The sequence below is a fragment of the Clostridium sp. AWRP genome (assembly GCF_004006395.2).
In the GTDB taxonomy this organism is placed as follows: domain Bacteria; phylum Bacillota; class Clostridia; order Clostridiales; family Clostridiaceae; genus Clostridium_B.
Genome location: NZ_CP029758.2, coordinates 1,387,802 through 1,406,531, shown reverse-complemented (window position 1 = coordinate 1,406,531; position 18,730 = coordinate 1,387,802). Strand labels below are relative to the sequence as shown.

Annotated in this window: 23 protein-coding genes; 3 read left to right on the top strand and 20 right to left on the bottom strand. The window is 31.1% G+C overall.

Annotated elements, in window-relative coordinates; genetic code table 11:
• Window positions 1-133 precede the first annotated feature (133 nt).
• From DMR38_RS06560 to DMR38_RS06550, 3 genes are all read left to right on the top strand, one after another.
• Window positions 134-907 (top strand): ATP-binding protein, encoded by a 774-nt coding sequence (locus DMR38_RS06560; protein ID WP_243124468.1) that lies wholly within the window; start codon window positions 134-136, stop codon window positions 905-907.
• A 103-nt stretch (window positions 908-1,010) separates the two neighbouring features.
• The gene (locus tag DMR38_RS06555; RefSeq protein ID WP_127720534.1) at window positions 1,011-1,211 is read left to right on the top strand and encodes a hypothetical protein; all 201 of its coding nucleotides are present in this window, start codon (window positions 1,011-1,013) and stop codon (window positions 1,209-1,211) included.
• A gap of 36 nt (window positions 1,212-1,247) precedes the next feature.
• A complete protein-coding gene (locus tag DMR38_RS06550) occupies window positions 1,248-1,616 on the top strand; it encodes a YraN family protein (RefSeq protein ID WP_127720533.1) in 369 nt (122 codons plus the stop codon).
• A gap of 6 nt (window positions 1,617-1,622) precedes the next feature.
• Here DMR38_RS06550 and DMR38_RS06545 read toward each other — a convergent pair whose 3' ends face one another.
• From DMR38_RS06545 to DMR38_RS06445, 20 genes are all read right to left on the bottom strand, one after another.
• Complete coding sequence (locus tag DMR38_RS06545; protein ID WP_127720532.1) at window positions 1,623-2,480, bottom strand: ribonuclease HII; 858 nt, start codon at window positions 2,478-2,480, stop codon at window positions 1,623-1,625.
• 30 nt (window positions 2,481-2,510) lie between these two features.
• On the bottom strand, window positions 2,511-3,365 hold the full coding sequence (gene ylqF / locus DMR38_RS06540) for a ribosome biogenesis GTPase YlqF (RefSeq protein ID WP_127720531.1): 855 nt from the start codon (window positions 3,363-3,365) through the stop codon (window positions 2,511-2,513).
• A 15-nt stretch (window positions 3,366-3,380) separates the two neighbouring features.
• Complete coding sequence (gene lepB, locus DMR38_RS06535; protein WP_127720530.1) at window positions 3,381-3,905, bottom strand: signal peptidase I; 525 nt, start codon at window positions 3,903-3,905, stop codon at window positions 3,381-3,383.
• 54 nt (window positions 3,906-3,959) lie between these two features.
• Window positions 3,960-4,307 carry a 50S ribosomal protein L19 gene (gene rplS / locus DMR38_RS06530; protein WP_127720529.1) on the bottom strand — a complete coding sequence of 116 codons (348 nt, stop codon included), beginning with the start codon at window positions 4,305-4,307 and terminating at the stop codon, window positions 3,960-3,962.
• A gap of 132 nt (window positions 4,308-4,439) precedes the next feature.
• Entirely contained in the window at window positions 4,440-5,168 is a 729-nt protein-coding gene (gene trmD, locus DMR38_RS06525; RefSeq protein WP_127720528.1) for a tRNA (guanosine(37)-N1)-methyltransferase TrmD, read from the bottom strand.
• Window positions 5,159-5,647 carry a ribosome maturation factor RimM gene (rimM, locus tag DMR38_RS06520; RefSeq protein WP_127720527.1) on the bottom strand — a complete coding sequence of 163 codons (489 nt, stop codon included), beginning with the start codon at window positions 5,645-5,647 and terminating at the stop codon, window positions 5,159-5,161. Before rimM ends, trmD begins: the two co-directional genes overlap by 10 nt.
• A gap of 124 nt (window positions 5,648-5,771) precedes the next feature.
• Window positions 5,772-5,999, bottom strand: a complete 228-nt coding sequence (locus DMR38_RS06515) for a KH domain-containing protein (protein WP_013237955.1) — start codon at window positions 5,997-5,999, stop codon at window positions 5,772-5,774.
• 18 nt (window positions 6,000-6,017) lie between these two features.
• Entirely contained in the window at window positions 6,018-6,275 is a 258-nt protein-coding gene (gene rpsP / locus DMR38_RS06510; protein ID WP_065077451.1) for a 30S ribosomal protein S16, read from the bottom strand.
• Window positions 6,276-6,334: 59 nt separating this feature from the next.
• On the bottom strand, window positions 6,335-7,684 hold the full coding sequence (ffh, locus tag DMR38_RS06505; protein WP_127720526.1) for a signal recognition particle protein: 1,350 nt from the start codon (window positions 7,682-7,684) through the stop codon (window positions 6,335-6,337).
• A 16-nt stretch (window positions 7,685-7,700) separates the two neighbouring features.
• Window positions 7,701-8,036, bottom strand: a complete 336-nt coding sequence (locus DMR38_RS06500; protein WP_127720525.1) for a putative DNA-binding protein — start codon at window positions 8,034-8,036, stop codon at window positions 7,701-7,703.
• 124 nt (window positions 8,037-8,160) lie between these two features.
• A complete protein-coding gene (gene ftsY, locus DMR38_RS06495) occupies window positions 8,161-9,072 on the bottom strand; it encodes a signal recognition particle-docking protein FtsY (RefSeq protein WP_127720524.1) in 912 nt (303 codons plus the stop codon).
• A 261-nt stretch (window positions 9,073-9,333) separates the two neighbouring features.
• Window positions 9,334-12,897 carry a chromosome segregation protein SMC gene (gene smc, locus DMR38_RS06490; protein WP_127720523.1) on the bottom strand — a complete coding sequence of 1,188 codons (3,564 nt, stop codon included), beginning with the start codon at window positions 12,895-12,897 and terminating at the stop codon, window positions 9,334-9,336.
• Window positions 12,898-12,911: 14 nt separating this feature from the next.
• On the bottom strand, window positions 12,912-13,007 hold the full coding sequence (locus DMR38_RS06485; protein ID WP_023163115.1) for a hypothetical protein: 96 nt from the start codon (window positions 13,005-13,007) through the stop codon (window positions 12,912-12,914).
• Window positions 13,008-13,032: 25 nt separating this feature from the next.
• The gene (locus tag DMR38_RS06480) at window positions 13,033-14,100 is read right to left on the bottom strand and encodes a radical SAM protein (RefSeq protein WP_127720522.1); all 1,068 of its coding nucleotides are present in this window, start codon (window positions 14,098-14,100) and stop codon (window positions 13,033-13,035) included.
• A gap of 18 nt (window positions 14,101-14,118) precedes the next feature.
• Entirely contained in the window at window positions 14,119-14,826 is a 708-nt protein-coding gene (gene rnc, locus DMR38_RS06475; protein WP_127720521.1) for a ribonuclease III, read from the bottom strand.
• Window positions 14,827-15,087: 261 nt separating this feature from the next.
• Entirely contained in the window at window positions 15,088-15,321 is a 234-nt protein-coding gene (gene acpP, locus DMR38_RS06470; RefSeq protein WP_013237947.1) for an acyl carrier protein, read from the bottom strand.
• A 118-nt stretch (window positions 15,322-15,439) separates the two neighbouring features.
• Complete coding sequence (gene plsX / locus DMR38_RS06465; protein ID WP_127720520.1) at window positions 15,440-16,453, bottom strand: phosphate acyltransferase PlsX; 1,014 nt, start codon at window positions 16,451-16,453, stop codon at window positions 15,440-15,442.
• A gap of 278 nt (window positions 16,454-16,731) precedes the next feature.
• A complete protein-coding gene (gene rpmF, locus DMR38_RS06455; protein ID WP_013237945.1) occupies window positions 16,732-16,917 on the bottom strand; it encodes a 50S ribosomal protein L32 in 186 nt (61 codons plus the stop codon).
• A gap of 13 nt (window positions 16,918-16,930) precedes the next feature.
• Window positions 16,931-17,434: a DUF177 domain-containing protein gene (locus DMR38_RS06450; protein ID WP_127720518.1), complete on the bottom strand. Its 504-nt coding sequence runs from the start codon at window positions 17,432-17,434 to the stop codon at window positions 16,931-16,933.
• Between the two features lie 63 nt (window positions 17,435-17,497).
• Window positions 17,498-18,694, bottom strand: a complete 1,197-nt coding sequence (locus DMR38_RS06445; protein ID WP_127720517.1) for an acetate kinase — start codon at window positions 18,692-18,694, stop codon at window positions 17,498-17,500.
• Window positions 18,695-18,730: the final 36 nt, after the last annotated feature.

Genomic DNA, 18,730 nt, shown 5'->3' with positions numbered 1-18,730 from the left:
ATATGTAATTTCTGTCCGTCAGACCGGAGTTTTGCCGCCGACTTCCTTCAGATTCCACGTCACCATGGACACCCTTGTCTTAAGCTATGCACTTGGTACTATCAACCCGTGCTAGGGACTTTCACCCTTTAGATTGCATTCATGCTGGGCGCACAACAAAAATGAAGGTCTAATAACAAGACCTCCCTTTAGAAATCCACACCATACAAGTACAACCGCTTCTCTAATAGGAGGTGGTAAAAATTTAATGCCTGGTGAAATATCTTTAGCCCATAATGGAGTACTTTTTTTAGATGAAATTTTAGAATTTAGGAAAAATGTCCTTGAAACTTTAAGGCAGCCTTTAGAAGAAAAAAAGATAACTATAAATAGAACATATGGTAGGGTAACTTTTCCCTGCAATTTTATGACTGTATTAGCCACTAATCCATGCCCCTGTGGAAACTTTGCCTCTAAAAAAGAGTGCAATTGTACTGAATTTCAAAGAAAAAGATATATATCAAAACTATCTGGACCTATTCTAGATAGAATAGATTTATTTACTTTCGTAAATTCACTAGACTTCAAAGATATTGAAAACTACTCTAGAGGTGAACCTTCTAAAAATATAAAAAGCCGGGTAGAAAAGGCAAGAAAAATTCAAAAGCAAAGATTTAAAAATGAAGGAATACACTACAATTCAGAAATGAGCAGCAAATTAATAAGAAAATACTGCAATCTAGATGAAAGGTCTTTGTTACTTATAAAATCAATTTATGTTAAGTACAACTTAACAACAAGATCTTACAGTAGAATACTAAAAGTAGCTAGAACTATAGCTGATTTAAGCAATAGCAAAAAAATACAAGAGTCTCACCTAGCAGAAGCTCTTCACTATAGAAAATTTTTAGACGATAAATTTTTATAATTTCCATAAAATTCCTGTAAAAGCTTTATTTTAAGCTTTATAAATTGTATAATAGAATTAAGTTATTTTTTTACATAAAATCAATTTAATAGGAGTGATATATATGTACTTTTTACTTGTTATACTTGGTATGCTTTTTAGTTTCACATTACTTTTTACTGGAATGCAAAACAAAAATTCTGATATCATAAGTATTGGAAGCGTACTTTCTATATTCTTTTTATTGATTTTCATAAATATATATATACCTGATGTTGTACATAGTTTAAAAACAGGCTTAATAAGTATATCTAGCCTATGGTAATCGTATTCATAGTTTAAAAAATAAAAGGAGATTTTTATGCATTCTTTTAATAAAGATATAGGTTCTCTAGGAGAGGATATATCAGAAATTTACCTAAAGCAAATTGGATATACTCTGCTAGAAAGAAATTTTCATTGTAAACTTGGGGAAATAGATATAATAGGAAAAGACGGCAATTATATTTGTTTTATAGAAGTAAAAACACGATGTAATACTCTATATGGCAATCCTGGTGAAGCCGTAAATTTCACAAAACGTATGAGAATATGTAATACTGCTAAAATGTATATAACTAAAAAAAATCTATTTAGATTCAACTTTAGGTTTGATGTAATAGAAGTTATGGTTAATCCTCATGATGGCATTTCATCTATAAGGTTAATTAAAGATGCCTTTGAAATATGAACTTATCTACAATATGTTTTTTAAAAAGCTTACTCTATGTATTTTACAAATGCCATATTTTTTTATAGATTCTATATGATCTTTAGTTCCATATCCAGAATTTTGCTCAAACTTATAATTTGTATACAAATGAGAGTATTCTTCCATGAGACTATCCCTGTATACCTTGGCAATAATTGAAGCTGCAGCTATACTAGCACTCTTTGCATCACCTTTTATTACAAACTCATTATTAGTGGACAAATTTTTTACAGCATATCCGTCAGACAATGCCATAGTTACAGGTAATTTGAGGCCTTCTACTGCTCTTTTTAATACTTCATTATTACACCAGGATATTCCCCTCTTATCTATTTCAATATTGTTTATAACTGCAATATTATAGGCAAGTGCCCTTTCTTTTATAACTTTTGCAAGCTCACATCTACGTTTTGGCGTAAGCTTTTTAGAGTCCTTTATACCTAAAATCAATTCTCTATCTTCATTATAATTCAAATTGAGTACCACTGCCCCAGCAGCTATTGGACCTGCCAAAGGTCCCCTTCCAACTTCATCTACACCCGCTGTATATATATGATTTCCAAAAGATTTATCGAATTCATACATTTTTCTTACTCTGGAAATCTCTGAATTTTTATTCAAAATAAATTTGTAAAAACTTGAGGCTAGCGACCTTACATTTTTTCTTTTGTCTAACTTTAAATTTTCTATGACTTTTTTGATTTCATCCTTTTTTAAGTCAAAATAGCCTTCTTCCAAATTTTTTATTGCATACTTTATTTTGTCAAATTTGAAATTTTCTAGCTCATTCCATGAAAAATTTTCTTTGTTTATGCTTAAATCTACACTTTCGCTATCTTCCATTATTTAAAATACACCTTTCAGAAGTTTAATTCAATTAAAATCTAATGGATCTTCAAGAGAAATAGTTCCTAGCTTTCCTCCCCTAAATTCATCCAAAATCATAACAGAAACTCTATTGTAATCTATTTTTCCCCCAGATACTATAGCTCCTCTTTTTCTTGCTATATTATCCATATTTACTAAAGGATCTTCACTTAATTCAGGTAACTTATATCTGTCTATTAGCCTTTTAGGATATCTTTCACATAAGTCCTTCAAGAGGCTTAATGCAAGTTCCTCAATATCCATGATTTCATCCTTTATAGCTCCTGTAAAGGCTAAATGAAGCTTAGTTTCCTGGCTTTCCAACTTAGGCCACAATATTCCAGGTGTGTCCATTAGTTCTATTCCAAGCTTAGTTTTAATCCACTGCTTGCTCCTTGTGACTCCCGGTTTATCTCCTGTTTTTGCTATGCTGTTCTTAGCCATTTTATTTATAAATGAAGATTTACCTACATTAGGTATACCTACTACCATTACTCTATCAGTTATACCTGAAATGCCCTTATTTTTCATTCTATCATGCTTTTCTTTTAAGAGTTCGTTTAATAATGGTTTTATACCTCTAATACCCTGTCCTGTATTTGAATTTACAGCAAGAGCCTTGATATTTTTATTTGACAAATATTTAATCCACTTTTTAGTTACACTATCCTCACTTAAATCATTCTTATTTAGAAGTATTATTCTAGGTTTTGATCCACAAATATCATCTACCTCTGGATTTTTGCTGGACCTTATTATCCTAGCATCTCTTATCTCTATAACTGCATCTACCAACTTAAGATTTTGTTTCATCTCTCTTTTTGTCTTGGCCATATGCCCTGGAAACCAATTTATATCCATACAATTTCTTCCTTTCTACTTACTAGCTGACTTCAACGTTCCAAATCTGTTAAATGGATATATCCTAAAAGCAGCTCTTCCCACTACTAGTTTATAGCTTACAAAACCTACATCAGAAAATCTACTGTCCCTGCTGTTATTTCTATTATCTCCGAGTACGAACACCGTATCTTTAGGTACAGTAACTTCATTAAAGTCTCCTGTAACCATAGGTTCTAATATATAAGGCTCATTTTTAGCCACACCATTTATATAAAGTTTTCCATTTTCGATCTTAACTTTGTCTCCACCTACCGCAACTACTCTTTTAATGAATTTCTCTTTAGGATTTGCAGGGTACTTTATTACAACTATATCACCTGGTTTTGGAGCCCTAAAATAATAGCTAACTTTTTCTACAATCAATCTATCCTTATTATTTAAAGTTGGATCCATAGAATGCCCATCTACACTTACAGTTTCAAATACAAAAGTTATAATTAAAAATGCTGCTATTATAGCTACTAGTATGGATTTACCTAGGTCTAGCAATTCCTTCATAAAAACTTTACACCACCTTAAATGCAAAAAAAGGACTTTATAAAGCCCCTTTTCTTATTTTAATATTTCTTTAACTTTAGCTGCTTTACCTACTCTATCTCTTAAATAGTATAATTTAGCTCTTCTAACTTTACCTCTTCTAATTACGTCTATCTTATCTATTATAGGAGCATTTACTGGAAAAGTTCTTTCAACACCTACGCCATAAGCAACTCTTCTAACAGTAAAGGTTTCTCTTATTCCACCGTTTTGTCTTTTTAAAACTACACCTTCGAAAACCTGTATTCTTTCTCTATTTCCTTCCTTAATCTTTACATGAACTTTTACTGTATCACCTACATTGAATTTTGGAAGATCTGTTCTTATCTGTTCACTTTCTATCTGTTTTATTATATCTAACACTGTGCATTACCTCCTAATAATTATTCAACGTTCTTACCCAGCTCATAGCAGATAGAGGAACGTCTGTATAGCACACAAAATACATTCTAGCATATTTACACATCAAATTCAATATATAATTAAAAATTTACATTATATGTTCTTTTTATATAAGTCCATGATTTTTTTGTCTTCTGTGGATAATTTCAGTTTTTCAAATAAATCTGGTCTCTTGCTTTTGGTTATTACAAGTGATTTCATTCGTCTCCATTTTTTTATATTTTCGTGGTGACCAGATAAAAGAACCTCTGGCACATTATCCCCTTCAAAACATTCCGGTCTAGTGTACTGTGGATATTCTAATGATCCATTATAAAAAGATTCTTCCATATAGCTTTCGCTTTTGGCAAGTACACCAGGAATCATTCTACATATACTATCTACAATTGGGATACATGCCATTTCTCCCCCTGTTATTACGAAATCTCCTATAGATATTTCAGTGTCTACATATTTATAAACCCTTTCATCTATTCCCTCGTAATGTCCACATAGAAATATCATTTCACTCTCTTTTGAAAGTTCTTTAGCCATAGACTGGTTAAAAGTTTTTCCTCTAGGTCCTAGATAAATCACTTTTCCATTATTTTGACACCTAACTTTTCTTATACAATCTACAATTGGCTGGGCAGCCATCACCATTCCTGCTCCTCCACCATAGGGATAATCATCTACTTTTCTATGTTTATCCATAGTAAATTCTCTTATATCAAAAGTATTTATTTGCAAAATACCTTTGCTAATTGCTCTTCCAATTATACTATAATTAAATATGTCAAACATTTCAGGAAAAAGTGTTAATATATCTATTTTTACATCCATGTTTTCACCGGCTTTATAACTATTTCTTCTTTTTCTATGTCTATGTTGACTACAACATTTTCTATAGCAGGAATTAAAAGCTCATTTTCTCCTTTTATCCAGTAAACATCATTATTATGGGTATGAATTACATCCCCAACCTTGCCGTAAAAAGTTCCATCCTCATCCACTACACTGCATCCTATTATGTCTGTAATAAAATATCTTCCTTCTTCTAATTTAACTGCATCATTTCGTGGAATTTCTATATATTTTTGTTTATAAGCCATAGCTTCTTCTATAGAATCTATACCCTCAATTTTAAGTATAACCTTCTTTGACTGGAGTTTGCATTCTATTATATTTTTTTGTGTACCATCTATATATACAGATTTCAATTCCTTAAATCTCCCAATATCGTCAGTTAAAGGATACACCTTTAATTCTCCCTTTATTCCATGGGTATTTATTATCTGTCCTACAGTTATAAAATCTTTCATAGAATAATATCCCGAATATCAAAAATTAAGGTTTCAAGCTTAATTTCTAAAAAAGGACAATTTCACTCCCTTCGCTTAATTTTAAAATTATATATATAAATATAAGAGTTAGAATATCTAACTCTTATATTATCTCTACAACAACTCTTTTATTCTCTTTTATAGCCGCTGCTTTTACAACAGTTCTTATAGCCTTGGCTATTCTTCCCTGTTTCCCTATTACTTTTCCCATATCATCTGGTGCAACTTTTAATTCAAGAATTATAGATTGCTCACCTGCAATTTCATTTACTTGAACCATATCTGGGTTATCCACTAATGACTTAGCAATAATTTCCACTAACTCTTTCACTCAATACACCCCCAGTTATTACTTATCAAGTTTATCTTTTAGCCCAGCTTTATCGAAAAGCTTTTTTATAACATCAGTTGGTTGAGCACCATTTTTTATCCATTTGACAGCTTTTTCTTCGTCAAATTTAACAGTGGTTGGATCAGTTGTAGGATTATAATATCCTATTTCTTCTATAAATCTTCCATCTCTTGGAGATCTAGAATCTGCTACAACTATTCTATAAAATGGAGCTTTTTTAGCACCCATTCTTCTCAATCTTATCTTTACAGCCATTAATAATCACCTCCTTAAAATATTCAAGCATATGGCTTTCATATCAATAAATCTCTATTTTAAAAAGGCATTTTTCCAAATGGTCCCTTTTTAAACCCTTTTTTCATTCCATTTAACTGTTTCATAGTCTTCTTAATTTTTTCAAAGTCCTTCAAAAGTTTATTTACCATCTGTATAGTAGTACCAGAACCCAATGCTATTCTCTTTTTTCTTGAAGACGATCCACTTATAATAGAAGGATTTTTTCTTTCCCTTACTGTCATGGAATTAATTATGCATTCGATTTTTGCAAGTTCCTGTTCTCCCTTGGAAAAATCTACTCCCTTTAATTCCTTCATGTTAACTCCTGGTACCATCTCCATAAGCTTACTTATAGGTCCCATTTTTTTAGTCTGCTGCATTATAGCCAAAAAATCTTCAAAGTTAAATTCCTTGTTCAGCATTCTATTTCCTAATTTTTCAGCTTCTTCTTTATCTATAGACTGCTGTGCTTTTTCTATAAGTGAAAGCACATCTCCCATGCCAAGTATTCTCGAGGCCATTCTATCTGGATAGAATACTTGAAGGTCATTCATTTTTTCTCCCATACCTACAAATTTTATAGGTTTATCAGTCATAGATCTTATGGACAATGCTGCTCCGCCCCTCGTATCTCCATCTAATTTTGTAAGTATCACTCCACTTATATTTAACTGTTCGTTAAAGCTGGAAGCCACATTAACTGCATCTTGACCTGTCATTGCATCTACTACAAGCATAATTTCATCAGGGGTTATATTTTCCTTAATTTGCTTCAATTCACCCATAAGTTCTTCATCTATTTGAAGTCTACCTGCTGTATCTATTATAACTACATTTAAATTGTTGTTTTTTGCATATTCTAAAGCCCCTTTACATATATCTACTGCTGTTACCTTATCTCCCATTGAAAATACTGGAACATCTATTTCTTTTCCAACTACTTGAAGTTGTTTTATTGCAGCAGGTCTATATATATCACAAGCTGCTAGAAGGGGTTTCTTATTCTTTTTTCTAAGTTGAAGTGCCAATTTACCACACATGGTAGTTTTTCCTGCACCTTGAAGTCCCACAAGCATTATTACAGTCAATCCATTGGAATTATACTCAATTCCACTCTCATTTTTACCCATTAATAACGTAAGTTCTTCATTTACTATTTTTATAACTTGCTGTGCTGGAGTCAAACTTTTTAGTACTTCTTCTCCCATACATTTTTCACTGACACTTTTAATAAAATTTTTCACAACTTTGTAATTAACATCTGCCTCTAAAAGTGCCAATTTCACTTCTCTCATAGCATCTTTTATATCTTTTTCAGAAAGTTTGCCTTTACCTCTAAGCTTTTTTAAAGTTTCCTGAAGTTTAGATGCCAATCCTTCAAAAGCCATGATAATCCTCCTAAATTCAAATATTATCTATTATGTAATTCTTTATTTTACTAAGCATTTCTTTATTTTCATTACAGCATAATGAATCTATAAATTTTAAAAGAGATTGCTTACTTTTTTTCAGCTTTTCATTCTTCTCTAACAAATGAAGCTTTTCCTCATACTGCAATAAAAGTTTGTGGCATCTCTTTATTATATCATATACTGCCTGCCTACTAGTACTAGTATGTTCCGATATTTCTGCTAAAGAAAGATCCTCATTATAGTACAAATCCATCACATCTTGCTGTTTCTCAGTTAAAAGCTTACCATATATATCAAGTAATATGGAAAGCTGTACTCTCTCTTCCATAATACCATCTCAACTTAAATTAATTTATTAGAAATAGAATTGCCTAAATTAAAAGCGCTTCATCCAACGAAATATATGATATCAAAATTTGCGAATGGTGTCAAGTACTTTTACTTAACAGATTTTAAAATAATGCCTCTACAAAATCTCTGCTGCAAAATTCCTGGAGATCATCTATACCTTCTCCAACTCCTATTAATTTTACAGGTATATCTAAACTGTGTTTAATAGATATTACAATTCCACCCTTAGCGGTACCATCTAGTTTGGTAAGTATTATACCATCTATAGAACATACTTCAGTAAATTGTTTTGCCTGCTGTACTGCATTTTGTCCCGTGGTTGCATCTAATACAAGTAAAGTTTGCTTAAATGCTTCTTTGTATTCCCTGTCTATTACCCTATTTATCTTACTCAATTCGTCCATTAAGTTTTTCTTGTTATGCAATCTACCTGCAGTATCACATATGAGCACATCAGCTTTTCGTGCTTTTGCTGCCTGAATAGCATCAAATATAACTGCTGCAGGATCAGAACCTTCCTGATGTTTTATTATATCAACACCGGCTCTCCTGCTCCACACCTCTAATTGATCTATAGCTGCTGCTCTAAAAGTATCTGCAGCTGCCATAATTACTTTATTACCACTATCTTTAAGTTTTGAAGACATTTTCCCTATTGAAGTAGTCTTTCCAACGCCATTTACTCCTATTACAAGGATTATTTCAGGAGTTTTTTCAGGTTCAATATTATTTTTTTCATCCCCCAATATGTCTATAATAACTTCCTTTAAACACTGGTTTATAAGTGAAGGATCTTTTATCTTTTGCTCTTTTATCTTTTCTTTCAATTTATCTATAATATAAGTAGTGGTTTCAACACCTATATCTGCTGTTATAAGTATCTCTTCCAATTCTTCATACAAGTCATCATCTATACTGACAGCACTAGTTAACATGTCACTTATTTTTCCAGTTAAATTATTTTTGGTTTTCTCAAGTCCGTTTTTTAATTTATCAAAAAATCCTTTTAGCATATTTGGCACATCCTTTCATTTTATTAGGTATATTGACTCAACTTTCGTACGTAAGAAATTAACTTAATAAAAAAATTACAACCTAAATGAATTCACAATTCACAATTTCGGTAGATTTTTCTCCGCTGTGCTGCGAAAAATTTTAAATTTAAAACTTATTGAAGCTTTGCTTCAATGGTACTATATTTTAGATTTTCTGAAGTTTTAACGGAAGAAAATCATCCTTAATTGTGAACTGTGCATCGTGCATTGTGAATTGATTTAATATTCATCTTTTAGACTTACAGAAACAATTTTTGAAACACCTTTTTCCTGCATAGTAACTCCATAAAGCACATCACTTGCCTCCATAGTTCCTCTTCTATGAGTTATAACAATAAACTGAGTCTCATTTGAAAATTTCTTTAGGAAGCTTGCATATCGCGCTACATTTGCATCGTCAAGGGCAGCTTCTATTTCATCCAATATACAAAAAGGGGTAGGTTTTATCTTAAGTATTGCAAATAGAAGTGCTATAGCAGACAATCCTTTTTCCCCTCCAGACATTAGATTTATGTTCTGAAGCCTTTTTCCTGGTGGCTGAACTGTTATATCTATATTTCCACTAAGTTCATCTCCACCTGTAATTATTAAATCTGCACTTCCCCCTTTAAACAGCTCTTTAAACGTTTCATTAAAACTTTCTTTTAATCTATCAAAATTTTTCTTAAATACGGTTCTCATTTTTTCTGTCATAGCATCTATTACATTATTTAACTCTTCCTTTGATTTTACCAAATCTTCTCTTTGAGTACTTAAGAATGTTACTTTTTCTCTCAAATCACTGTATTCCTGTATAGCACCCAAATTCACTATTCCTAATTTGGAAATACTATTTTTCAAATTTACTACATCTGAATTATATTTATCTAAATTTTCTATGTCCTTTTTATACTTTAAGGCTTCTTCGTAAGTAATTTTAATTTCATTTTTTAGTTTTAAACACATATTTTCTTTTTCGGAATTAAGCCTAGCTAAAACTACCTGCACTTTATGAAGCTTTTCTTCTTTCTTATTTATTAAAAGAGTTAAACTTTCTAACTTTTCATTATATTTTTTTACGCTATCCTTTAATTTTATAAGTTCTTTATCATTTTCCTCTATACTATTTTTCAAAATTTCTATATTTTTATTTAGAACTTGTATTTTTTCTTTATTTTCATTTACCTTCAACTCTTGATTATGTATATTATTTTCACAATCTTTATTTTGCTCAACTATCCTGGATTTTTTCACGCTTAATTCTTGTATTTCATCTGTCAATCTCTTAAGCTCTCTGTTTTTATTTAAGATACTTTCATCTAATTGAGCCTTTTTTACTTTGAAATCTAAAAGTTTTTCCTTCATTTTCTCTATATTACTTTTATTCTCTTCCAATTCCTCTTCTATTTTTGAAATAGAACTGTCATTTCTATTTTGTTGTCCTAAAGAATTTTCTAATTCTTTCTTTTTATCCTCTAGATTTTTTTCCTTTAACTCTTTATTTTTAGTCAAAATATCTATCTCTCTATTTGATATTTCCATATTTTCTATTAATTTAGAGCTTTCATTATCTATATTATTTATTTTTCCCTGAATCTTAGTCAATTCTATATTTTCAGAATAACCTTTTTCCTTTAAATCTAAAATTTCTTCATCCAATTCTTTTATACGTTTTTTATATTCTTGTACTTTTCCATTTAAATCTTTTAGGGATTCACTTGTTTTTTTTATTTTAATTGCACTTTCTTCTATTTCACGCTTTCGCCCTATTATATTGCTGCTCTTTTTTTGAAAACTTCCACCAGTAAGGGATCCTCCTGAATTTACTACATCTCCAGCTAAAGTAACTATTCTAAAACTATATCCACTTAATTTAGCTATTTTAAGTGCACTATCCATGTCTTCACATATAACTGTTCTTCCAAGTACATATTCAAGTGCATTTCTAAATTTATTTTTATAATTTACGATCTCGCTAGCAATGCCTATATATCCACTTATACCCTTAAACCTTTCACTATTAGAAATCTTTTTTCCATTTATTATATTGAGGGGCAAAAAAGTAGCTCTTCCCATATTCTTATTTTTCAAATGCTTTATGAGAGCTTTGGCCGTAATTTCGTCTTCAGTTATTATATTGGATATAGCACCGCCAAGTGCAACTTCTATACAAGTTTCATACTCTTTAGGTAACTCTATAACCTCTCCAAGCAAAAAACAGCTGTTTTCAGGTACTCTTACCGCCTTATCTTTTATATCCTTCATAAGTGATTTTACGGACCTATTGTATCCTTCATAGTGCTGCTGTAAATTCAAAAGCACGGCATAATTTGCCTCTAATTTGTTATAAGTTCTATTTAATTCTTTAAGATTTTTTTCTTCTAAAACAAGATTAGTATTAGATTTTGAAATTTTCTTTTTATTCTCTTTAACTTTATTTTGATAATCCGATATTAGCCTTTTTATACTAGATATTTTTGAAACTAGCATATCTTTAGTACTAGCATTTATTTTTATGGAATGGACATAACTTTCACAGGAACTTTTCATATTGCTAATTTTATCTAGTGTGTCCTCTATTTCCTTTTGAGCAGAAAATATATTATTTTTTAAGTTAGATATATTGCTTAAATATTCTATCTGATCATCCTTTAATTTCTTATATAATTCTTCTCTTTCTACTGCATTTTTTTGTACATTTCCTATATTATCGTTATACTCAGATATACTATTCTCCAATTCATCCTTATCCGCTTTCAATACAGAGATACTATTTTTTTGAAGTTCCACCTGCTTCAGCTTTTTCTTCTTAGATTCTTCAATTTGTTTTAACTCTAAAAAATTTTTTTCTATAGTTTCCTTTAAATTTTCTATTCTTTGTTTTAAAAGCTTTATTTCACCCTCTGTTTGTTGAACACGTTCTCGGTCTCCGTAGTAATTTGTTTTACAATCAGAACTTTTATTGTTAAAATCCTCAATTTGTTCATTTCCATTTGTTATCTTACATTTTAAATCCACAAATTCTAAATTCAATTCTTTAACTTCTTTATCCATAAAATCTGTAGATTTTTGATTTTCTCCAATTTTACTTTCTACTTTTTCCATAGAATGAACTAATAAATTTATTTCCTTTTCCTTCAGATTCTTTGATAGTTTCAAAAATTCATTAGCCTTGTCATTTTCCTCTTTAAGTGATTCTAGCCTTTCAGTATGAGTTTCTAAAATGTCTTCTATTCTTACCAAATTGGCATCAGTATTTGATAGTTTTTTTTCTGCTTCTTCTTTTCTCCACTTAAACTTAACAATACCTGCAGCTTCTTCCAGTACACTCCTTCTATCTTCAGGTTTTCCACTCAATAAAGCATCTATCTTGCCTTGTCCTATTATTGAATAACCTTCTCTTCCTATACCTGTGTCCATAAATAGTTCATTTACATCTTTTAACCTACACTGAGTATTATTTATGTAATATTCACTTTCTCCGGATCTATAAAGTCTTCTTGAAACAGTTACATCAGAATAATCAATAGGAAGCTTCTTATCCTCATTATTTAAGGTAAGGGAAACCTGACATAGTCCAACTGGTTTTCTATATTGAGTACCAGCAAAAATTACATCTTCCATCTTTCCACCTCTAAGGCTTTTCACGCTTTGTTCCCCCAGCACCCACTTAATTGCATCAGAAATATTGCTCTTTCCACTTCCATTTGGCCCTACTATAGAGGTAACTCCTCCTTTAAATATAAGTTCCGTCTTGTCTGCAAAGGATTTAAATCCTCTTATCTCTATATTCTTTAAAAACATCGAAAAGCAGCCCCTTATCTAAAAAGCATTGGAAGAAGCGTAACTAAAAACATAAGCACTACAAAAACTATCATTACCTTCATCATTTTATCTCTAGTATTCTTTTTCATAATACACACACTCCTTTAAAAAACTCTACCTTTCCTTACACTTATCTTCTATATATTCATCTATAGATACGGATTTAGTTACTCCCTCTTCAATTATAACTACGTTTTCCCTACTAATTGAAGGATCTTGAATAACTTTTACAAAACATTTACCAAATTTCTTTTTCATCTCATTGAAATATTTTCTTTTATTTGCATACAACTTTGAAATATCCCTGTTGTTTATCTTTATAATTACATTTCCCTCATAATACTCTGATATGCTGTCCTTTATCATATTATTGTAAATACTTCCTTCTACCAGTTCCCTAAAGGCAGGATGAAAAGGACCTGCTATTACATCTTTACCTACATTTATTTCTTCTGTAGGTTGGAGTCCCATTCTTATTACGTTTATTTTATTTTTTCGCAAAATATAATATAAATTTCTGCATATATCCACTGCTTCATCTAATGTATAAGGTTTATATACACCTTTTTTGTACATGGTCTCCATGAAAGTTCCCTTTATTACAAGAGCAGGGTATAATCTGTATATATCCGGATTCATAAGTACGGATTTTTTTACAGTTTCCATATCTTTTTTGAAAGTATCTGAAGGTAGACCCAGCATAATCTGGTGTCCTAACGTAAATCCATACTCCTTTATAAGAGAAGATGCTTTAACAACATCCTCCGCAGAATGTCCTCTTCCTGATTTTATAAGCACTTCTTCATCTAATGACTGTACACCAAGTTCTATAACATCTACAGAATAGCTTTTTAAGTTATCCAGTATACTCTTGTCTATATAGTCTGGTCTTGTTGACATATGTATAAGATCTATATCTCCTCTATCTTTATACTCTTTAGCCACACTTAAAAGTTCATTTTGCCTTTCCATAGGAATTGCAGTAAAAGTACCTCCAAAAAAAGATACTTCCACTATAGAATTTTCTCGTTTTATAGTCTTTAAATACTGATTTATAGTATTTTTAGTAAAACAGGCATCAACTTTTTCCTCATTTCCTGTAATTGCAGTCTGGTCACAAAATACACAATTATGAGGGCATCCTTCATTAGGTACAAATATAGGTATTATATAATGTTTCATTTTGACTTATCCTCATTCCTAAAGCATACTTACTTTTACATTTAATTTCATCAAAGCATCCTGAGCTGCATTCTGCTCTGACTCCTTTTTGCTGTATCCTACACCACTGCCCAAAGCATTTTTTTCCGTACACACTTCAGTATAAAACTTTCTTCTATGAGGAGGTCCTTCATATTTTACGAGGTTATATTCTATAGATACATCCCCGTCTTTTTGTAAAGTTTCTTGGAGTTTAGTTTTATAATCCATTATTATTCTATTTTTAATAGCATTTTCTATAATATCTTGAAAGTTTTCAATTATAAATTTTCCTGTCTTCTCATATCCAAAATTTAAATAAATTGCAGCAATAATGGCTTCAACACAATCTGCCAATATGGAAGTTCTTTTTCTTCCCCCTGTAATTTCTTCTCCCTTACTCATTTTTATGTATTTACCAAGATTCCACTTTTTAGCTACATGATAAAGGGAATTTTCACAAACTATAAGAGACCTTTTTTTTGTAAGCTCTCCTTCAGGTTTACTTTTATATTTTAAAAATAAGTATTCTGATATACAAAGCTGCAATACAGAATCTCCTAAAAATTCTAATCTTTCATTGAATTTTATATTTTTTCTACCATTAGCATATGAACTATGAGTTAAAGCTACTTCTATAATTTCCTTGTTGCTAAAACTCATATTGAATTTCTTTTCTAGTAATTCAATAAAGCCTATCTCTTCCATTTTCCAATTCTCCTTTTGAAGTTTATTCTTCAGTTTGCCATAGACCAACTATATAAAAAACAAACTCAAGAATAAATTCATTACTTAATCAAAGATTTAAATTAAAAGTCCCGATTTAACGGGACTTTTAAGCATATACTCTGTTTATCCGATGACTATCTGCTCTAATACTCCTTGGAGTAAAGAGCAGATACGTCCCTGGATAACGATTTCTAAGCATCAGGTGGAGTTAAAAACTCCACCTGATGCCAAGAACTCTGTTTATTCTTCAGTATGAGCTTTTATGTACTCAACTACATCTCCCACTGTTTTTACCTTTTCAGCTTCTTCGTCTGGTATTTCAATATCAAACTCTGTTTCAAGAGCCATTATTAACTCAACGATATCAAGGGAATCTGCACCTAAATCGTCAATAAAAGATGATTCCATTTTTATTTCATCAGAGCCAATTCCAAGTTGTTCAGATATTATTTTTTGTATTTTTTCAAAAATCATAATTTCGCCTCCAAAAATTTTTCATACATAAATAATATTACATAAGTTATATACCGTCAATAATAAATATATTTATTACACTAACTTATATTATATCAATACATTTATATTATATACTTTATATATTATTACTTTCTACATTATGTATTTTTTCTATTTCAGATTTTATTTTACCAACAACATTATTTTCATAACAGCTTATGGCTTGCATTACTGCATTTTTAAAAGCTTTTCCATTAGAACTTCCATGAGCCTTTACACATATACCCTTACATCCTAAAAAAGGAGAACCACCATATTCTGTATAATCTAATTTACCTTTTAAACTTTTAAAGGCAGGTTTTAAAATAAAAGCTGCTAACTTACTGCTAAAAGATTTCATAACCTCTTCTCTTAACATGGAAAATAAATTTAACGCTACACCTTCATACATCTTTAAAACTGTGTTTCCTACTACTCCATCACAAACTAATACGTTCACATCTCCATTAGTAACATCTCTTGGTTCTACATTTCCTACAAAGTTAAAATCCATACTTTTCAAAAGTTTATATGCGTTTTTAGCCAGTTCATTTCCCTTTTCTTCTTCTTCACCTATATTTATAAGACCTATAGATGGGTTATTTACTTTTAGTATGCTTTCAAAATATATCCTGCCCATAAGAGAAAATTGCTGCAAATACTGAGGCTTACAGTCAACATTTGCTCCTGCATCTATTACCATAAAGTTTCCATTTTTTCCTGGCATTATAGGAGCTAATGCTACTCTATCTACCCCCCTAATTCGCCCTACGATTAAAGTGGAACCTGCCATAAATGCCCCTGTACTTCCTGCTGATATAACAGCATCTGCTTTACCTTCTTTTACAAGATTAAGCGCTTTAACTAAGCTAGAGTCCTTTTTTTTTCTTAAAGCCATAACCGGGGATTCACCTGTAGTTATAACCTCTTTAGTGTTTAAAATATCTATTTTGTCCTTAGGATAATTATATTTAGCTAATTCATTTTCAATTTGCTCTTTTTGGCCGGTTATTATTATATTTACGTCTTGCTTTTTAACTGCTTCTACCACACCTTCCACTACAGCACAAGGTGCAAAATCTCCTCCCATACCATCCACAGCAATTATCATATTTTCACATCCTATCCTATAATCTGGACCTTTGTTACTTAATATGGTCTAACTTTTATCCGATGACTACCTGTTCTAATACTCCCACGCACTCTGTGAAAGCAACTACCACCAAATCGAAGATTTGGGATATCTGCTTTCCTCAAAGTAGGATTAAAGAACAGCTACGTCCCTGGATAACGATTTCTAAGCATCATGTGGAGTCAAAACTCCATCTGATGCCAAGAACTCTGTTTATAGACCCCATGAACAAAAAAAGAAAGTCAAATGACTTTCTTTTATTTATTTTCAGTTGAAATGATTTCCTTACCTTTATAATATCCACAATTCTTACAAACTCTATGTGCAAGTTTCATTTCATGGCACTGAGGACACTCAACTAAGCCTGGTAAACCTAATTTAAAAGTCTGTGCTCTTCTTGAGTCTCTTTTTGCTTTTGATATTCTGCTGGCTGGATTTCCCACAGTAAACACCTCCTTAATCAGTGAAAAACATATCTTTTAGCTTTGCCAATCTCGGATCAATATCATCGCTTTTGCACTGACATTTAGAATTATTTAAGTTAGTGCCGCACTGTTGGCATAACCCTTTACAATTCTCGCTGCAAAGCCTCTTAATTGGTAAAATTAATATAATGTTATTTTCTATTATTTCCGTAATATCAATGATATTACTATCTATAAAGATGGCTTCATCATCCTTATTTTCCTTGTTATTATTTGTAAATCTTTCAGTAATATCAATATTCACAGCATAAGAGAATTTACTTAGACATCGTGAACAAGTGAGCTCTAGTAAAGTATTAATTTTTCCTTCCAACAGAAGAATATCTCCTTCTTTACTTAAAGTTCCGCTAAACTTTAGAGGCTCTAATAATTTTATGTATTCACTTCCATCATAGAATCCCTTTTCTTTTACTGTAACATTTATATTCTTTGTAACAACTTCTTCACTTAGTAAATCTGATACACTTAATTTCATATCACTCACCTCTATATATTAGCCACAACCTATTATATAGAGATGAGCATTAAAAGTCAAGTTTTATTTATTTTCAACTATTTCTTTTGTATCCCTAGCTATCATAAGTTCTTCATTTGTAGGAATTACTAATACTTTTATCTTTGAATCAGGTGTGCTTATTTCTAGTGCCTCTCCCCTTTTCTTATTCTTTTCTTCATCTATTTTAATTCCAAAATAGCTTAATCCCTTACATATAGCGGATCTGCTAGTTGCTGAATTTTCTCCAAGTCCTGCTGTAAATATTATAGCATCTGCTCCATTTAAAACTGCAACATAAGCGCCTATGAAAGATTTAACTTTGTGATAATACATATTTAATGCAAGTTTTGCTCTATCATTTCCTGAATTTGCAGCTTCTTCTACATCTCTAAAATCACTGCTTACTCCTGATACTCCAAGTATTCCTGACTTTTTGTTCATTAAAGTATCCATTTCATCTACAGACATACCTGTTCTTTTCATTACAAATGGTATTATAGCTGGATCTATATCACCGCATCTAGTTCCCATTACCAGTCCTGCAAGAGGAGTTAGTCCCATAGTTGTATCTACTGCTTTTCCTTGGTTTACTGCACATATGCTAGCTCCATTTCCCAAATGACAAGTTATTAACTTAAGATCTTTTGGATCTTTCTTTAATAATTTAGCTGCTTCAATTGAAACGAATCTATGAGAAGTTCCATGGAAACCATATTTTCTGATATCATATTTTTCAGATATATCATAAGGTATTGCATACATATAAGCATAATCTGGCATTGTCTGATGAAATGCTGTATCAAATACTGCTACCATTGGAGTATTTGGCATTAATTTTTTACAAGCGTCTATTCCCATTATATTAGCTGGATTATGTAGTGGTCCTAATGGAATACATTCTTCTATTGCTTTCATTACGTTTTGGTCAATAAGAATGGATGCCGCATATTTTTTTCCACCATGCAAAACTCTATGTCCTACAGCAGATATTTCTGACATATCTTTTATTACACCATGTTTTTTATCTACAAGAGCATTTAATACTAATTGTATAGCAACTTTATGGTCTTCCATTGGCTGCTCTGTAACAAACTTTTCTCCGTTAACTTTATGTGTTAAAACTGAACCTTCTGCTCCTATTCTTTCTACAAGTCCTTTTGCCACAACGCTTTCATCTTGCATATCAATAAGTTGATATTTTAAAGATGAACTTCCACAGTTTACTACTAATATTTTCATGTTTAATATTCCTCCTAAAAATGAATCATTTATGCT